Raw genomic sequence first — 15,464 nt, 5'->3', positions numbered from 1 at the left:
AGGTTCCGGCGCGGACGCCCCGGACCCGGGGCGTCCGCCGTGGCCGGCGATCAGGAAGGCGACGGGGTGGGCGTGCTGACGTCCGCCTGCACCACCATGGTCGTCGTCTTCTCCTGGCCGCCGCGCTGGAACTTGACCTCCAGCCTGTCGCCGGGGGCCCTGCCCCGGACGAGGGCGATGAGCTCGTCGCCGCCCTGCAGCGCGAGGCCGTTGACCTCGAGGATGACGTCGCCGGGCTTGAGGCCCGCCTTGTCGGCCGCGCCGCCCGGCGTGACCGGCGGGACGCCCTGCCGAGCCTCGCTCGCGATCTTCACTCCGGTGCCCTGGTGGGCCGAGTCGATGAGCACGCCGATGCGCGACCGGCTCGCCTTGCCGGTGGTCACCAGCTCCTGGGCGACCCGGCGCGCGTGGTTGACCGGGATGGCGAAGCCGAGACCGATGCTGCCGCCCTGCTCGCCCATCTGGCGGCCGAGGGTGGCGATCGCCGAGTTGACGCCGATGACCTCGCCGTTGGTGTTGACCAGCGGGCCGCCGGAGTTGCCCGGGTTGATCGCGGCATCGGTCTGGATGGCGCTGAACCAGGTGGCCTCGTTGCTGCTCTCCTCACCCGCCTGGACCGGGCGGTTGAGGGAGCTGACGATGCCGGTGGTGACCGTGCCGGTCAGGCCGAGGGGGGAGCCGATGGCGATGACCGGGTCGCCCACCACGACGTTGTCGGAGTTCCCGAGGGTGATCTCCGGCATGCCGAAGGTCTCCTCGGGCTTGACCACGGCCAGGTCGGACTCGGGGTCGCGGCCGATGATCCGGGCCGAGGTGATCTTGCGGTTGTTGAACTGGATCTGGATCTGGCCGCCGTCCGCGGCGGAGGCGACCACGTGGTTGTTCGTCACCACGTAACCGCCCTTGATCAGGAAGCCGGAGCCGGTGCCGGAGCTGCCCCCGCCCTCGACGGCCAGCGAGACCACGCTGGGCAGGACCTTGGCCGCCACGCCCGCCACCGAGTCCGGCGGCCGGGCGCTGGTGCCGCTGGGGGCCGAGGGCAGGCTGTAGGAGCTGCTGGACGTGCCGCCCTCGCGGGTGAGCAGGTACGTGCCGACGCTGCCGAGCGTCGAGGAGAGCAGCGCGATGATCACCGCGAGGGCCGCGAACGCGCCGGTTCCCAGGCCGCGCCGGACGGGGGCCGCGGAGCCCCCGGAGAGACCGGTGACGGTCGCGCCGCCCCGGAAGGGCGGGCCGGGCGGTGGGGCCCAGCCGGGCCCCATGCCGGACGCCTGGGAGGGCGGGGGCGGCGGGGCCGTGAAGACCGCCGTGTCGCCGTTCGGACGGCTGCCGTACGGCGCCGCCACGATCGCGGTGTCGTTGCGCGAGCGGCCGGAGGGGTCGCCCCAGCCGATCTCCTCGGCCCGGCTCCAGCCCTCCGGGCTCTCACCCGCGCTCCTGAGCCGCTCCGGCGGCCCGCCCAGCTGGCTCCAGCCGTCGTCGCGGGGCCGCTCGGCGCCGTGACCGGGCACGTTCTCGGCCGGCAGGAAGTCCGGCCGGGCGGGCTCCGGGGCAGGAGTTGTCACGCCGGTCAGATCCGACGGCACGCGCCCTTCGGCGGGGTCTCCCTCGTGGGTGCGGGGGTCGTCGGTCATCGAATACTCACTACTCCTCGCCTCGCATGAGGCCGCTCATCGGCAGCAGCCAAGCAATCTTCCCTGGAGCGGCATACGAGAGACATAAAGCGCGCCTTCACCGGAGAGTTCGCTCCGGGACGGCGGACGGCCTCCGCCCCGGACCCAGATCGTATGCCCGCCGCGCCATGGCGCATGCCATCCTCGGGAGGTCAGTCATCGGACCCCCCGAACAAGACATATGCCGACACAACCGGCAAAAAATCTGAACACCCCATAAAAATATCGCGACGCGCCGCCTCATGCGGCTGTCCGCGGCCGTCTCACGCGACTGCCCGCCGTCACGGCCCCGGCGGGACGAGCACGCCGGGACCGCCACGACGGGCAGCGGTGTCACGAGACGGGGGCGCCCCTCACGGGCTGGGCGCGAGCGGCGCGGGCGAGGGGGTCGGCGTCGCCGTACCGCTGGGCACGACGTTCTTGGAGTGGTCGATGAACATGTCCGAGGGCGGGACGCGCGGGCCCGACTCGGGACCGCTCACGACGAACAGCGTGCCCAGGGCGACCGCCGCCGAGGCGAAGCCCACCGCGACGTAACCCGCCCGGCGGGATCGGCGGGGACCGGAGGAGGCTCGGCCGCGGGGCCGGTTGTCCGGCGGGGCGATGCTGTGGATGCCCGGGATCGGCGCCCCGCCGAAGGTCCGCGAGCCCCGGGGAGCCGGAAAGGGCCGCTCACGCGGCGGCAGCGGGCCGCCGGGCTCGGCCATCCGCAGCAGGGACACGGTCAGGTCCGCCGGGATCGACGGCCCGTCCAGGGACCGCAGGCGGCTCTTGAGCGCGCGCATGGTGTCGACCTCGGCCCGGCAGTCCGAGCAGAAGGTCAGGTGCGCCAGGGCACGGTCGCGCTCGTGATGATTCAGCTCTCCGTCGACGAGCGCCGAAACACGCTCTCCAAGATGACTCATGCCAGCTCCTTGCCAAGCGGCTCGTCGTGACATTCGCCTCTGACGGTCGTGCTCACTTCGGGCCCTCGCTGCTCTCTCATGCGAATTCCTCCCCGCGCGTGATCGTTGGGGGGAAGTGGTCGCCGCGGGGCGCGCGGTGCTCCAGCGCGTCGCGCAACTGGGCCCGGCCGCGATGGATGCGGCTGCGGACGGTGCCGAGCTTCACGCCGAGTGTGGCGGCGATCTCCTCGTACGACAGTCCCTCGATGTCACACAGGACGACGGCGGCGCGGAACTCGGGCGCGAGCGCGTCGAGCGCCGCCTGGATGTCGGGCTCCAGGTGACTGTCGTCGTAGACCTGCGCGGGGGACGGCTCGCGACCCCGCAGCCGCTCGGCCGCGTCGTCGGCGAGCCCCTCGAACCGGATGCGCTGCCTGCGCCGCGCCATGTCGAGGAACAGGTTCGTGGTGATGCGGTGCAACCAGCCCTCGAAGGTGCCGGGCGTGTAGTTCGACAGGGACCTGAAGACACGGACGAAGACCTCCTGGGTGAGGTCCTCGGCGTCGTGCACGTTACCGGTCAGCCGATAGGCCAGCCGATAGACGCGGGCCGAGTGGGTGCGGACCACCTCCTCCCAGGTGGGAGGCGTCCAGTCAGGCACGGGAGCGTCTACCTGGTGGTCGGGTCCGTCCACCAGAACTCCTCTCTCCGGGACCACCGCTATCGCCATAGTGCCTGGTTTTGTCCCTTCATGCGTACTCGTCATATGCACGACCGGCAAAGGCCGCTTAAACCGTGCAACGCACTGGCCGTGACATGAGTTCCCGATCGGCCCCGACTCCCTTAGGCTGCCACCCAGTGTCCATGTGACTGTGTGCGGAGAAAGCGGGAGGAGAGGCCGATGGCAGAGACGCCGACCAGTCCGTTGGAGGCCACTCTGGCCTATGCCGAGGATTTCCATCCCGAGGACGAGATCCTCCGTACAGCACGGCAGCGGGGCGCCGAGGTCGGGGCGCCGCCGATCTCGGCCAGCGGCGGCGCCGCCCTCTGTTTCCTGGCCACGGCCATCAACGCCCGCGCCGTCGTGGAGGTCGGCACCGGCTGCGGCGTCTCCGGCCTGTGGCTGCTGCGCGGCATGCGCCAGGACGGCACGCTCACCAGCGTCGACGTCGAGCCCGAGCACCAGCGCCTGGCCCGGCAGAGCTTCGCCCAGGCCGGGTTCTCCGGCGGCCGGGTCCGGTTGATCGCCGGCCGCGCCCTCGACGTGCTGCCGCGCCTGTCCGACGGCGGCTACGACCTGGTCTTCTGCGACGCCGCCAAGCGGGAGTACGGCGACTATCTCGCCGAGGCCGTCCGGCTGCTCCGCCCGGGCGGCATCGTCGCCTTCGACAACGCCCTGTGGCACCACCGGGTCGCCGACCCGACCCAGCGCGACCCGGACACCGTCGCGGTGCGGGAGCTGGGCAAGCTGGTCCGTGGCGACGAGCGGCTCCGCCCGCTCATGCTCCCCCTCGGCGACGGCGTCCTGGCCGCCATCAAGCTCCCCGGCTAGGGCCCCGCCGGGGAGCGTCCCGCACGGCTAGCTCCCGGACAGCCACTCCAGCAGCAGGCGCACCCCGAAGCCGGTGGCCCCCTTGGTGAGGACGCCCTCGTCGGCGGTGCTGCGGCCGACCCCCGCGATGTCCAGGTGGGCCCACGGCCGTCCGCCGGTGAACTCGCGCAGGAACAGCGCGGCGGTGATCGAGCCCGCGCCGTAGGTGGATCCCGCCTCGATGTTGGCCAGGTCGGCGACCGAGGACTCCAGCGCCGGGACGTAGTCCTCGGGCATCGGCATCCGCCAGAGCCGCTCGCCGCTGCCCTCCCCCGCCTCGGTCAGCTCGGCGGCCAGGCCGTCGTCCGAGGCGAACAGGGCGCCCAGGCCCTTGCCGAGGGCGATGCTGATCGCCCCGGTCAGCGTCGCGATGTCCACGACGACGTCGGGGTCCAGCTCGGCGTCGGCGTAGGCCAGCGCGTCGGCCATCACCAGGCGGCCCTCGGCGTCGGTGTTGAGCACCTCGACGGTGCGCCCGCCGTACTGCGTGATGACGTCACCGGGGCGCTGGGCCGTGCCGGAGAAGGCGTTCTCGGCCGCGGCGACCAGGCCGGTGACCCGGACCGGGGCGCCGAGGGCGGCCAGGGCGCCCAGGACCGCGATGACGACCGCGCCGCCCGCCATGTCGGTCTTCATGAACTTCATGCCCTCGGTGGGCTTGATCGACAGGCCGCCGGTGTCGTAGGTGATGCCCTTGCCGACCAGGACGACGTGCTTGAGCGGGGCGCCGCCGGCACGGCGCCCGATGGCGTCCTCCGGCTCGTAGGAGAGCTGGATCAGCCGCGGCGGGCTCACCGACCCCTGGCCGACGGCCAGGATGCCGCCGAAGCCCTCGGAGCGCAGCGCGTCCTCGTCCCAGATCCGCGCGCTCATCCGGCCGCGCGGGCCCTCCTCCACCAGCTGCTCCAGGGCCTGCTCGGCGAGCCACTGGGGAGTCTTCACCGAGGAGGGCATGTTGGCCAGGTCCCTGGCGAGCGCGACCGCCCCGGCGATCACCCGTCCCCTGTCCACCGCGGCCTCGGCGCCGTCGCCCGCGAACTCGATCGCGGACACCGGCCCGGAGCCGTTCGCGCCGATCCGGAAGGTGTAGGCGGCCAGCAGAGCGCCCTCCACCAGCGCCGCCCCGGCGGGTCCCTCGGGCAGCAGCACGCTGAGCGCGTCACGGCCCTTGGCCCGGCGGGCCACCGCCGCGCCGGCCTTGCGCAGCGCGGTGGCCGAGCCGTCGCCGACGCCGTACAGCAGGACCCGGCCGACGGCGTCGCCGCGCGCGACGGGCACCTCGACGATCTCACCCGCCTCGCCCTTGGCCTGGTAGTGGTCGAGGAGAGCGGCCGCGGGCAGCGGCAGCTCGACCCGGGGGTCGAGGTCCGCTCCGAAAGGAACCGCGAGCAGCTCGGCGTCGGCCGGCACCCGGGTGGCCGCGGTGATCGAGGTCTGTATGGGCACGTGATAGCTCCAGTTCTCAAACCGGCACGAACGCCGCGGCCCTGGCATGGGCCACCACGGAGGGGGGCCGGTCTGCCAGGGCCGTGTCGTCGGTCGGCGCACCGCCGGGATCAGGTCGGCCTCAGCCGACGACCTTCTTCAACTCCTCGCCGAGGGCACCGGCTTCGTCCGCCGAGAGCTCGACGACAAGCCGCCCGCCGCCCTCCAGCGGGACCCGCATGACGATTCCCCTGCCTTCCTTGACGACCTCCAGCGGACCATCGCCTGTCCTCGGCTTCATCGCCGCCATGCGTGTATCCCTTCCTGCTTCGGGCTTTCGGATCTCCCACTGACCCGAGGGTGGCCGACGCATTCACGTCTTCTGTGATGTCCTATTATCCCGCCTCCACGCTCAGAATGGGAACGATCAGCTTCCCCTTTGACACCATCTGGCACCCGGCACCGTTGTACGGGACCCTTCCGGAGACCAAACTTGTCTCCGTGAACGCCCGCGCCGCACTTTTTGATCTGTATGGGGACCATCTGCGGTCCCGGGGCGGCCGCGCGTCCGTCGCCTCTCTCGTCCGGCTGCTCGCACCGCTGGAGATCGCGGCCCCCGCCGTGCGCACAGCCGTCTCGCGGATGGTCCGCCAGGGGTGGCTCACCCCGGTCCGCCTGTCCCGGGGGCCGGGCTACGAGGTCACCCCGAAGTGCGTGCGCCGTCTCGACGAGACCGCGCTGAGAATTTACCGAGCCGGGACGCCCGCCTGGTCGGGCCGGTGGCATCTGATCGTGGTCGAGCCGGTCCGCGAGCGGCCCCGGCGCGAGAGGCTCAGGGCCGACCTGTCCTTCCTGGGATACGCGCCGCTGGCGGAGACGACCTGGGTCGGCCCCCGCCCCTCCCCCGAGCTCGACGCGCTGATCGCGGGCGAGGGAGTTCGCGCCGAGCGGTTCGACGCGGTGCTCGACGGCGATCCCCGGGCCCTGGTCGCCCGGACCTGGGATCTGGAGGCGATCGGGGCCGCCTACGAGGAGTGGCTGGCCAGCGCGACGGAGCTGGTCGGCACGCTGCCGGACGGCGCCGACGACGACCGGGTGTTCGCCACCCGCAGCAGGCTGGTGCACGGCTGGCGCAACTTCCTGTTCCGCGATCCCGGGCTCCCCTCCGACCTGCTGCCCCCGGGCTGGCCCGGCGAGAAGGCCAGGGCCTACTTCGAGCAGGAGGCCGCGCGCCTGCTCCCGGCGGCCGCCGCGTTCGTCGACCGCCACCTGGCCGAACCGTGACCGCGCGAACCGTGACCGCGCGAACCGTGACCGCGCGAAGCGTGATCGTGCGAACCATGACCATGCGAACCATGACCGCGCGAACCATGACCGCGCGAACCATGACCGCGCGAACCATGACCGCGCGAACCGTGATCGTGCGAGCCGTGAAACCCTGGCCGTGCCGAACCGTGAAAGGGGTCTTCCGTTGAACGACGTCCTCTACTCCGTCGACGAAGCCGTCGCCACCATCACGCTGGACCGCCCCGAGGCGATGAACTCCCTGACCGTACGGGCCAAGACCGACCTGCTCGAGGCGCTGACCGGCGCCGCGAACGCCTATGCCGTGCGCGCCGTGCTGCTGACGGGGTCGGGGCGCGCGTTCTGCGCGGGCCAGGACCTCAACGAGCACGCCGCCAACCTGGAGGCGGGCCGGGGCCTGAACGACACCGTGCGCGCCCACTACAACCCGATCATCCGGACGATCAGGGAGATGGGCAAGCCGGTCGTCGCCGCGGTGAACGGCGTCGCGGCCGGCGCGGGCGCCTCCCTGGCCTTCGCCTGCGACCTGCGGATCGCCTCCGACAAGGCCAAGTTCACGATGGCCTTCACCGGGATCGGGCTGGCCCCGGACTCCGGCGCGTCCTGGACTCTGCAGCGCCTGGTCGGCCCGGCTCGCGCCACCGAACTGCTCCTGCTGAACGAGCCGATCGGCGCGGCCCGCGCGCTGGAGCTCGGAATCGTGTCCAAGGTCGTCCCGGCCGAGGAGCTCGCCGCCGAGGCCCGGGCGCTGGCCGTACGACTGGCACAGGGCCCGACCAGCGCTTACGCCGCGACCAAGCAGGCTGTGGCATACGCGGCCGGCAGTACGCTGGAGGACGCGCTGGAACTGGAGGCCGACCTCCAGGACGCCTGCGCCAAGACGGGCGACCACCTGAACGCCACCCGCGCGTTCCTCGGCAAGGAGCGTCCGGTCTTCCAGGGACGTTAGGCACCGGCGCCGGCCGGCCCGCGCCCGAGCGGCTCACCCCCGAGGAGGCGAGGGCGGTCATCGCCGGGGAGCGGGCCCGGCGCCGGGCATGACCCGGTCTCCGTGACGTCCGTCCACGGGACGGCTCGCCCCGTGATCGTTCTCACCGCCGGTGGAGCCGTGGGACGTCCGTCCACGGGACGGCTAGGAGACGCCGTCCCGGACCCAGCAGCCGGACACATGGTCGTTGACCAGGCCGATGGCCTGCATCAGCGCGTAGGCGGTGGTGGGCCCGACGAAGCGGAAGCCGTGGCGCTTCAGTTCCTTGGCCAGGGCCCGGGAGCCGGGCGTCTGGGCGGGCACGTCGGCGTCGGTGCGCGGCGCCGGGGAGCCGGGGTCGGCGTGGCGCCAGACGAGGTCGGACAGGCCGACGTCGAGGGCGACCCGGGCGTTGGCGATCGCCGCCTCGACCTTGGCCCGGTTGCGGACGATGCCCGGGTCGGCGAGCAGCCGGTCGACGTCGGCCTGGCCGAACGCCGCCACGGCCGGGATGGAGAACCCGGCGAAGGCGGCGCGGAAGTTCTCCCGCTTGCGCAGGATCGTGATCCACGACAGGCCCGACTGGAACGCCTCCAGGGTGAGCCGCTCGAACACCCGGTCGTCGCCCTCGACCCGGCGGCCCCACTCTTCGTCGTGGTAGGCGATGTACTCGGGCGCGGAGGTCACCCACCCGCACCGCGTGATCCCGGTCACCGGGCCTCCTTCACGTCCTCCCGCCCGGTCACCCGAATCTTCTCGTCCACGTCGTCGGCCTCGCCGGCCCGCTCCGCCGCCGGGGCGTACCCGGTGGCGGGGGTCGGCTCGTCGGCCGGCACCCGCTCGTCAGCCGGCGCCCGCTCATCGGCCAGGACCCGCTCGTCAGCCCGTTCCGCGGCCTGCCCGGCGGCCTCTCCGGCGGCTCGGTCCTCCGCCGAGGGGCCCGTTCCGGTCGACGCCTCCCCGGTCCCGATGAGGCCGCCGTCGGGCAGCTCGGCGGGCTCCCCCGCCGGGATCACCGGCTGGTGCCGGGTGACCGGGCCGTACGCCGGGCCGGCGAGGGCCTCCTGACGCGCCTGGAGCCGCCCGGCGAGCAGCTCGGCCACCCGCTGCTCCAGGACCGCGATCCTGGTGTCACGCTCGCTCAGCGCGTTCGCGACCCGCTGCAGCGTCTCGTCCACGCTCTGCGTGTGATAGCCGACCAGGCTCACGGGAAGCTGCAGGGCCATGAAATCCACGGCGCTGAGCTGCGCGGCGTCGGGCAGGGACAGAGGGGGGACATCGGGCGCGAACTCGGTCAGCTCTCCGCCCCTCCCCATGGCAACCGCCACCACACCGGCGAGAATGGCGATAGCGGCAAGGGCGAGTACGACCAGCACACTACGAATCGTGCCACAACTCTCCTGCCTTAGGATCGCGCCATGGCGGCTCTCATGGTGATCGGACCGGATGACGACGGTGATCCCGACTGGGTGGAGGCCCGTTCGGTCACCGAGATCGAGCGACTCGCCCGGGCGGGTCACACCGTCCTCGTCACCCCCGCGAAACTGGCCTGGGCGAGCGCGGAGGGCGCGGAGGGCGTAGAGCGCCCGGAACGCTCAGAGCCTGCGGAACTCACTGAGCCCTCAAAGCGTGCGGAGCTCGCGGAAGAGGCCGCGGAAGAGGCCGCGGAAGAGGCCGCGGAACTGGCTGCGGCCTCGGTGTGCGCGTGGCTGGGCGCCCGTGTCTTCCGCACCGGCCGTCCCGACCAGGTACGGCTCGCGATCGAGATGACCGAGTCCCTGGCCGGCCGCCGTCCCCCCGCTCTCGCCCGCCGGGGGCTCGCCTAGCCGTAGCCGTACGGCGTTCATCGACGTTCGCCGGGCGCTCGCCGTACGGCGGCGCCGGAAGGCCCGTGCCGCGCCTCGCCGTACCGGCGCCGTCGAAAAGCCGTGAGGGGCGAGGAGGGGGTATCCCCACCCGCCCCACCGGGCGAGGACAAACGGGCCGCCTCGCCTCAGAGGGGACCCGCCACCGGCCGGCAGGAGGGACATCCCACCCGCGGGAGCGGGCGGGTCACCCCGCCGTGGCCTCGCCCACCTCCTCCGGGCTCGGGCTCAGGTGCCTGGTCCTCTTCTCGAGGTGCTCGAACGCCTCCTCCACCGTGGCGGTCCAGGAGATCGCGTCGAAGACGTCCGGGCGGGTGAATCCCGCGTCATGCATGTTCTCGACCAGTTCCCGCAGCGGGGCGTAGAGGCCCCAGGGATCCAGGATGACCAGTGGCTTGTCGTGGAGGCCCAGCGTCCGGGTGGTCCAGATCTCGAACAGCTCCTCCAGCGTGCCGATGCCGCCGGGCAGCACCAGGAAGGCCTCGGAGCGGGCGTCCATGACGCCCTTGCGCTCGCGCATGTCGGCGGTGACGATCAGCTCGTCCGCGTCCTCGTCGGCGACCTCGATGTCCACCAGGGCCTGCGGGATCACCCCCACCGTACGGGCGCCGCCCGCGCGGGCGGCACGGGCCACCGCGCCCATGCACGACACCCTGGCCCCTCCGCTGACCAGAGTGTGCCCGCGCCGGGCGAGTTCGGCGCCCACGTCCTCGGCCAGCGCCAGGTATTTATCGTCGATCCTCTGACTCGATGCCAGAAATACACAGATGAACACAGATCAACCCTATTGGGCGTCGGCGACCGTCCGCTGGACCGATTCCTCTTCCTCCTCGCGCTGGCCGGACCTTCCCCGGTCCGCCTCGACGATGATCCGCACGGCCTCGTCCGGGTCGTCGGTGACGTGGATGAGATCCAGGTCCTCCGCGGAGATCTTCTTGGTGGCCGCGAGGGAGGACCTGATCCAGTCGATCATCCCGCCCCAGAACTCCGTGCCCATCAGGACCACCGGGAAGGAGGTGACCTTCCGCGTCTGGACCAGCGTCAGCGCCTCGAACAGCTCGTCCAGCGTGCCGAAGCCGCCGGGCAACGTGACGAACCCGCAGGAGTACTTCACGAACATGGTCTTGCGGACGAAGAAGTAGCGGAACTCGATGCCGAGGTCCACGTACTCGTTCATGTGCTGCTCGAAGGGGAGCTCGATGCCGAGCCCGACCGAGATGCCCCCCGCCTCCGCGGCCCCCCGGTTGGCCGCCTCCATGCAGCCGGGTCCCCCACCGGTGATCACGGCGTATCCCGCCTCGGAGAGCTTCCGGCCCAGATCCACACCGAGCTGGTACTCGGGCGACTCCTCCGGAGTCCGGGCCGAGCCGAAGACCGTCACCGCCTGGGGCAGCTCGGCCAGCTGGCCGAAGCCCTCCACGAACTCGGCCTGGATGCGCATCACCCGCCACGGGTCCATGTGCAGCCAGTCGGCGGGCCCCCGCCGGTCGAGAAGTCGCTGGTCATAGGTCGAATCGGGGACGAAGTCGCCGCGGACCACGGCGGATCCCTGGCGGCGTTCCGGACGCGTTCTCTTCATGCCGATCACGCTAGCGCCCGCTTGGAAAAAATCTTGAAAATTCCCTCTGAAAACACGGAACCGGATTTCGAGGAGGCTGCGTCTAACTGCCGAGGGTGCTGCTCGGGACTGAAAGTGGCTTTCCCCGCCAAATGGCCGGCGAGGAAAGCCACTTTCTTTTGTCCTGTCCATGGCGACGTGCAGCGTCGCCATCAACGCAGCGTCGCGATCAACCCAGCCAGGTGAGCATGCGGCGCTCGCACTCGGCGATCTTCTCCAGGGAGACGAACTCGCCGCGCTGGTGAGCCAGGTTCGGGTCGCCGGGGCCGTAGTTGACGGCCGGGATGCCGAGGCCGGAGAAGAGGGAGACGTCGGTCCAGCCGAGTTTGGCCCTCGGCACGCCGCCCACGGCCGTCACGAACGCGGCCGCCACCGGGTGGGTCAGGCCGGGCCGCGCGGCGGGGGCCCCGTCCGTGAAACGGACCTCGAAGCCGTCGAACACCTCGCTCACGTGGTCCCGCGCCGCCTCCAGGGACAGGTCGGGGGCGAAACGGTAGTTGACCGTCACCACGCACTCGTCGGGGATCACGTTGCCCGCGACCCCGCCCGCGACGCCCACCGCGTTCAGGCCCTCGTGGTACTCCAGCCCGTCGACCACCGGCATCCGCGCCTCGTAGCCCTCCAGGATCTCCAGCACCGGCCGGGCGGCGTGGATCGCGTTGACCCCGAGCCAGGACCGGGCGCTGTGCGCCCTCCGGCCCCGGGTGACGATCTCCGCCCGGAGCGTGCCCTGGCAGCCGCCCTCGATCGTCCCGTCGGTGGGCTCCATGAGCACGGCGAAGTCTCCGGCGAGCCACTCGGGACGGTTCCGGCTGAGCCGGAGCAGCCCGTTGCGCTCGGCTTCGATCTCCTCGCAGTCGTAGAAGACGTAGGTCACGTCCCGGCTCGGCGCCTCCAGCGCGGCGGCCAGCTTCAGCGCGACCGCGACGCCGCTCTTCATGTCCGAGGTGCCGCAGCCGTACAGCAGGTCGCCCTCGACCCGGCTGGGCAGGTTGTCCGCGACCGGGACGGTGTCGAGGTGCCCGGCGATCACCACCCGCTCGCTCCTGCCGAGGCCGGTGCGGGCCACGACCGAGTCGCCGTCGCGGTCCACGTTCAGGTGCGGCAGGGCCCGCAGCGCATCCTCCACCGCGTCCGCGAGCGCCTTCTCGGCGCCGCTCACCGACTCGATGTCCACGATGCGCGCGGTGAGCGCCCCGACGTCCTGAGTGAGATCCAGCCGCGTACTCATGCCAGCGACCCTATCGCCGCCGGTGGGCGTGCGATCCCCGGGCCGCGGCCTCCCCGATCCCCGCCGGTCCGGCTTCCCGACCTCCCGCCCTCCCGGCCTCCCCGGCCTCCGCGAGCTCCGCCGCCTTCGGGGGCCACGCGATCGCCGGGGGGCATGTAGGTTCTTCACCGTGCAACGGCGGTTCTCCAGAGATGTCATCACAATCGTCGTGATCGTGACCGTGCTCGCGGTGGCCATCACCGCGGGCGTCTTCGTGCTGATCAACCGGTTCACCACGTTCACCGAGGCGACCGAGGGCTGCAGGATCACCACCCCGGACGGGAGCCTGGACCTGGAGATCGAACAGGCCCAGATAGCCGCGGTGATCGCCGGGGTGGCCCACCGCCGGAAGCTGCCCGAGCGGGCCGTCGTGATCGCCTACGCCACGGGCATCCAGGAGTCGAAGCTGGAGAACATCTCGTACGGCGACCGCGACTCGCTCGGGGTGTTCCAGCAGCGTCCCTCGCAGGGCTGGGGCACGCCGGAGCAGCTGCTCGACCCGGTCTACGCCACCGGCAAGTTCTTCTCCGCACTGGTCAAGGTGAAGAACTACCGGAAGATCCCGCTGCACGAGGCGGCCCAGGAGGTGCAGCGCTCGGCCGACGGCTCGCTGTACGCCCAGCACGAGGACAACGCGAAGATCCTGGCCGCGGCGTTCACCGGCCGGGTGCCCCGCGCGGTGCACTGCTGGTTCTCGCCCGAGGGCGACGAGAAGACGCCCGCGCCCGCCCCCGCGCCGGACGAGGCCAGGCGGGAGCTGGCCCGCAATCTCGGTTCCGGGACCACCCTGGACGTCTCCTCCCGCAAGCGCGGCTGGCTGATCGCCACCTGGTCGCTCGCCCACGCCCAGAAGTACGGCCTGCGCCGGGTCCGCTACGACGGCCACGCCTGGAACGTGACAGCGGGCGAGGAGGGCGGCTGGCAGGCCGACGCCGAAGCCTCCCGGGAGCGGGTCCAGCTCTCCTGACCGGCCCGGCGGACGGCTCGGCCCGCCCGCTCAGCCCGCCTTCTTCTCGATCACGATCGATCCCGGGGGCAGCGGCTGGGCGTAGGCGGAGGCCCAGGGCTCACCCTGGACCCGCTCGAAGGAGAGCAGGCGGCCGTCGGTGGCGCGGTAGTCGGCGAAGTCGAGCAGACCGCGCTCCGGCATCCCGGTGAAGCCCTCGGAGCGGAAGGCCGCGGTGCCCCGCTCTCCCGGGAAGAACTCCACCCCCTCCACGATGATCATCGTTTTGGCCGGGATCATGCCCTGGGTGGGGACCGGCGTCCACAGCAGGACTTCGAGGTGGGGGGCGTCGTCCGGGGTGAGACCGGCTCGCGTCTCGACCGAGAGCCAGCGGTGGCGGCGGCTGCCGTCGTCGAGCAGGTACTCGGTCCACTGGACGCCCTGGCACGACAGGTACAGCGCGCCGAGGACGCGGCTACGCGCCCCCTGGCAGTCGATGGTGTCGCCGACCTTGATCGTGCGCGGGTCGGGATAGTCGATCCCGACATGGCCCGTGTCGGGCGGGGGAGGTGGCGGCGAGCGCCGCACGGCCTCGGCGGGTGGGGGGATCTCGCCGGGAGACTCGGCCACGGGCGTCTTGCGGTCCTGGCGCGTGGTCGCGTAGAACGCGCCAAGCAGCAGGATCGCGGTGATCGCGCTCAGTCCGAGTATCACGGCGACCGCAGGGGTCATGCAGCGGGATCCTACTGGAGGCGGCGCACCGCCGCATCGACGCGTTCGTCACTGGCCGTGACGGCGATGCGGACGTGCCGGCTCCCGGCCTCGCCGTAGAAGTCGCCCGGCGCGACGAGGATGCCCTTCTCTGCCAGGGTGCGCACCTGGTCCCAGCAGCCCTCGCCGTTGGACGCCCACAGGTACAGGCCCGCGGCGGAGTGCTCGATCCGCCAGCCGGCCGCCTCCAGCGCCGGGCGGAGCGCCTCCCGGCGCGCGGCGTAGCGGGCCCGCTGCTCGTCGGCGTGCGCGTCGTCGTCCAGCGCCGCGGCCATCGCCGCCTGGACCGGGGCCGGGACGATCATGCCCGCGTGCTTGCGGACCTCCAGCAGCCGGCGGATCAGCGCGGAGTCCCCGGCGACGAAGCCCGCGCGGTAGCCCGCCAGGTTGGAGCGCTTGGAGAGCGAGTGCACCGCGAGCAGCCCCTCGTGCGAGCCGCCGCACACGTCCGGGTGCAGGATCGAGATCGGCTGCTCCTCCCAGCCCAGCTCGATGTAGCACTCGTCGGAGGCCACGATCGCGCCGCGCTCGCGCGCCCAGGAGACGACCTTGCGCAGGTGCTCGGCGGGCAGGACCCGGCCGGTGGGGTTGGACGGGGAGTTCACCCAGACCAGCGGCACCCGCTCGGGACCGAGCGCGAGCAGCCCGTCGGTGGCGTACGGCTCCGCGCCGGCCAGCCGCGCGCCCACGTCATAGGTGGGGTAGGCCAGCTCGGGGAAGATCACCCGCTGGCCGGAGCCGACGCCCAGCAGCGTGGGGAGCCAGGCCACGAACTCCTTGGAGCCGATCAGCGGCAGCACGTCCGCCTGGTCGAGGACGACCCCGTGCCGGCGCCGGAGCCATCCGGCCGCGGCGGCGCGCAGCCGCTCGGTGCCGTAGGTCAGCGGGTAGCCGGGGCTGTCGGAGGCGTCGGTCAGCGCCCGCCGTACGACATCGGGCACCGGGTCGACGGGGGTGCCCACCGACAGGTCGACGATGCCGCCGCCGTGCGCCTGAGCCATCTCCTTGTACGGCGTGAGCCGATCCCACGGGAAATCCGGCAGCCCGATCACAGTTCTCCCAGCCAGGCACGCCCCGCCCGGGGAGAGCGGGGAAGGTCGTCGGTGAAACCCTCGCGGCAGGACGGCACGGCACGCGCCGCCCGGCTCA

General features: G+C 72.3%; 17 protein-coding genes. 5 read left to right on the top strand and 12 right to left on the bottom strand.

Going from position 1 to position 15,464, the window contains the following annotated elements:
* Positions 1-50 precede the first annotated feature (50 nt).
* The 3 genes from Plo01_RS19020 to sigE form a co-directional block, all read right to left on the bottom strand.
* Positions 51-1,634 carry a S1C family serine protease gene (locus Plo01_RS19020; RefSeq protein ID WP_203891974.1) on the bottom strand — a complete coding sequence of 528 codons (1,584 nt, stop codon included), beginning with the start codon at positions 1,632-1,634 and terminating at the stop codon, positions 51-53.
* 392 nt (positions 1,635-2,026) lie between these two features.
* On the bottom strand, positions 2,027-2,578 hold the full coding sequence (locus Plo01_RS19015; protein WP_203891973.1) for an anti-sigma factor family protein: 552 nt from the start codon (positions 2,576-2,578) through the stop codon (positions 2,027-2,029).
* A 76-nt stretch (positions 2,579-2,654) separates the two neighbouring features.
* On the bottom strand, positions 2,655-3,287 hold the full coding sequence (gene sigE / locus Plo01_RS19010; protein WP_239316631.1) for an RNA polymerase sigma factor SigE: 633 nt from the start codon (positions 3,285-3,287) through the stop codon (positions 2,655-2,657).
* Positions 3,288-3,458: 171 nt separating this feature from the next.
* On the opposite strand from sigE, the gene Plo01_RS19005 reads away from it, so the two are divergent.
* A complete protein-coding gene (locus tag Plo01_RS19005) occupies positions 3,459-4,109 on the top strand; it encodes an O-methyltransferase (protein WP_203891971.1) in 651 nt (216 codons plus the stop codon).
* A gap of 27 nt (positions 4,110-4,136) precedes the next feature.
* On the opposite strand, the gene Plo01_RS19000 is transcribed toward Plo01_RS19005, so the two are convergent.
* Both Plo01_RS19000 and Plo01_RS18995 read right to left on the bottom strand, forming a co-directional pair.
* Positions 4,137-5,594 (bottom strand): leucyl aminopeptidase family protein, encoded by a 1,458-nt coding sequence (locus tag Plo01_RS19000; protein WP_239316629.1) that lies wholly within the window; start codon positions 5,592-5,594, stop codon positions 4,137-4,139.
* Between the two features lie 121 nt (positions 5,595-5,715).
* Positions 5,716-5,883, bottom strand: a complete 168-nt coding sequence (locus Plo01_RS18995; protein ID WP_068901342.1) for a DUF3117 domain-containing protein — start codon at positions 5,881-5,883, stop codon at positions 5,716-5,718.
* A 191-nt stretch (positions 5,884-6,074) separates the two neighbouring features.
* Between Plo01_RS18995 and Plo01_RS18990 the strand changes: the two genes are divergently transcribed.
* Entirely contained in the window at positions 6,075-6,857 is a 783-nt protein-coding gene (locus tag Plo01_RS18990; RefSeq protein ID WP_203891969.1) for a PaaX family transcriptional regulator, read from the top strand.
* Positions 6,858-7,044: 187 nt separating this feature from the next.
* On the top strand, positions 7,045-7,827 hold the full coding sequence (locus Plo01_RS18985; RefSeq protein ID WP_203891968.1) for an enoyl-CoA hydratase-related protein: 783 nt from the start codon (positions 7,045-7,047) through the stop codon (positions 7,825-7,827).
* 183 nt (positions 7,828-8,010) lie between these two features.
* Here the strand turns inward: Plo01_RS18985 and Plo01_RS18980 are convergent, their stop codons facing one another.
* Positions 8,011-8,559 (bottom strand): DNA-3-methyladenine glycosylase I, encoded by a 549-nt coding sequence (locus Plo01_RS18980; protein WP_203891967.1) that lies wholly within the window; start codon positions 8,557-8,559, stop codon positions 8,011-8,013.
* Positions 8,556-9,161 carry a hypothetical protein gene (locus Plo01_RS18975; protein ID WP_203891966.1) on the bottom strand — a complete coding sequence of 202 codons (606 nt, stop codon included), beginning with the start codon at positions 9,159-9,161 and terminating at the stop codon, positions 8,556-8,558. The genes Plo01_RS18980 and Plo01_RS18975 overlap by 4 nt, the downstream gene beginning before the upstream one ends.
* A 102-nt stretch (positions 9,162-9,263) precedes the next feature.
* Here Plo01_RS18975 and Plo01_RS18970 point away from each other — a divergent pair, with 102 nt between their 5' ends.
* Positions 9,264-9,671 carry a hypothetical protein gene (locus Plo01_RS18970; protein ID WP_203891965.1) on the top strand — a complete coding sequence of 136 codons (408 nt, stop codon included), beginning with the start codon at positions 9,264-9,266 and terminating at the stop codon, positions 9,669-9,671.
* A 226-nt stretch (positions 9,672-9,897) separates the two neighbouring features.
* On the opposite strand, the gene Plo01_RS18965 is transcribed toward Plo01_RS18970, so the two are convergent.
* From Plo01_RS18965 to dapE, 3 genes are all read right to left on the bottom strand, one after another.
* A complete protein-coding gene (locus Plo01_RS18965; RefSeq protein ID WP_203891964.1) occupies positions 9,898-10,485 on the bottom strand; it encodes an LOG family protein in 588 nt (195 codons plus the stop codon).
* A 9-nt stretch (positions 10,486-10,494) separates the two neighbouring features.
* Positions 10,495-11,289, bottom strand: coding sequence for an LOG family protein (locus tag Plo01_RS18960; RefSeq protein ID WP_203891963.1), 795 nt, complete (start codon positions 11,287-11,289; stop codon positions 10,495-10,497).
* A gap of 208 nt (positions 11,290-11,497) precedes the next feature.
* On the bottom strand, positions 11,498-12,559 hold the full coding sequence (gene dapE / locus Plo01_RS18955) for a succinyl-diaminopimelate desuccinylase (protein ID WP_203891962.1): 1,062 nt from the start codon (positions 12,557-12,559) through the stop codon (positions 11,498-11,500).
* 208 nt (positions 12,560-12,767) lie between these two features.
* Between dapE and Plo01_RS18950 the strand changes: the two genes are divergently transcribed.
* The gene (locus Plo01_RS18950) at positions 12,768-13,565 is read left to right on the top strand and encodes a hypothetical protein (RefSeq protein ID WP_239316627.1); all 798 of its coding nucleotides are present in this window, start codon (positions 12,768-12,770) and stop codon (positions 13,563-13,565) included.
* 30 nt (positions 13,566-13,595) lie between these two features.
* On the opposite strand, the gene Plo01_RS18945 is transcribed toward Plo01_RS18950, so the two are convergent.
* Together Plo01_RS18945 and dapC are read right to left on the bottom strand one after the other, a co-directional pair.
* Positions 13,596-14,276: a DUF4178 domain-containing protein gene (locus tag Plo01_RS18945; RefSeq protein ID WP_203891960.1), complete on the bottom strand. Its 681-nt coding sequence runs from the start codon at positions 14,274-14,276 to the stop codon at positions 13,596-13,598.
* An 11-nt stretch (positions 14,277-14,287) separates the two neighbouring features.
* Positions 14,288-15,367 carry a succinyldiaminopimelate transaminase gene (dapC, locus tag Plo01_RS18940; RefSeq protein WP_203891959.1) on the bottom strand — a complete coding sequence of 360 codons (1,080 nt, stop codon included), beginning with the start codon at positions 15,365-15,367 and terminating at the stop codon, positions 14,288-14,290.
* Positions 15,368-15,464 lie beyond the last annotated feature (97 nt).

It is taken from the genome of Planobispora longispora (assembly GCF_016863135.1).
GTDB classification, from domain to species: domain Bacteria; phylum Actinomycetota; class Actinomycetes; order Streptosporangiales; family Streptosporangiaceae; genus Planobispora; species Planobispora longispora.
The sequence above is the reverse complement of the archived record's forward strand: the minus strand, read 5'-3'. Positions and strand labels throughout refer to the sequence as shown.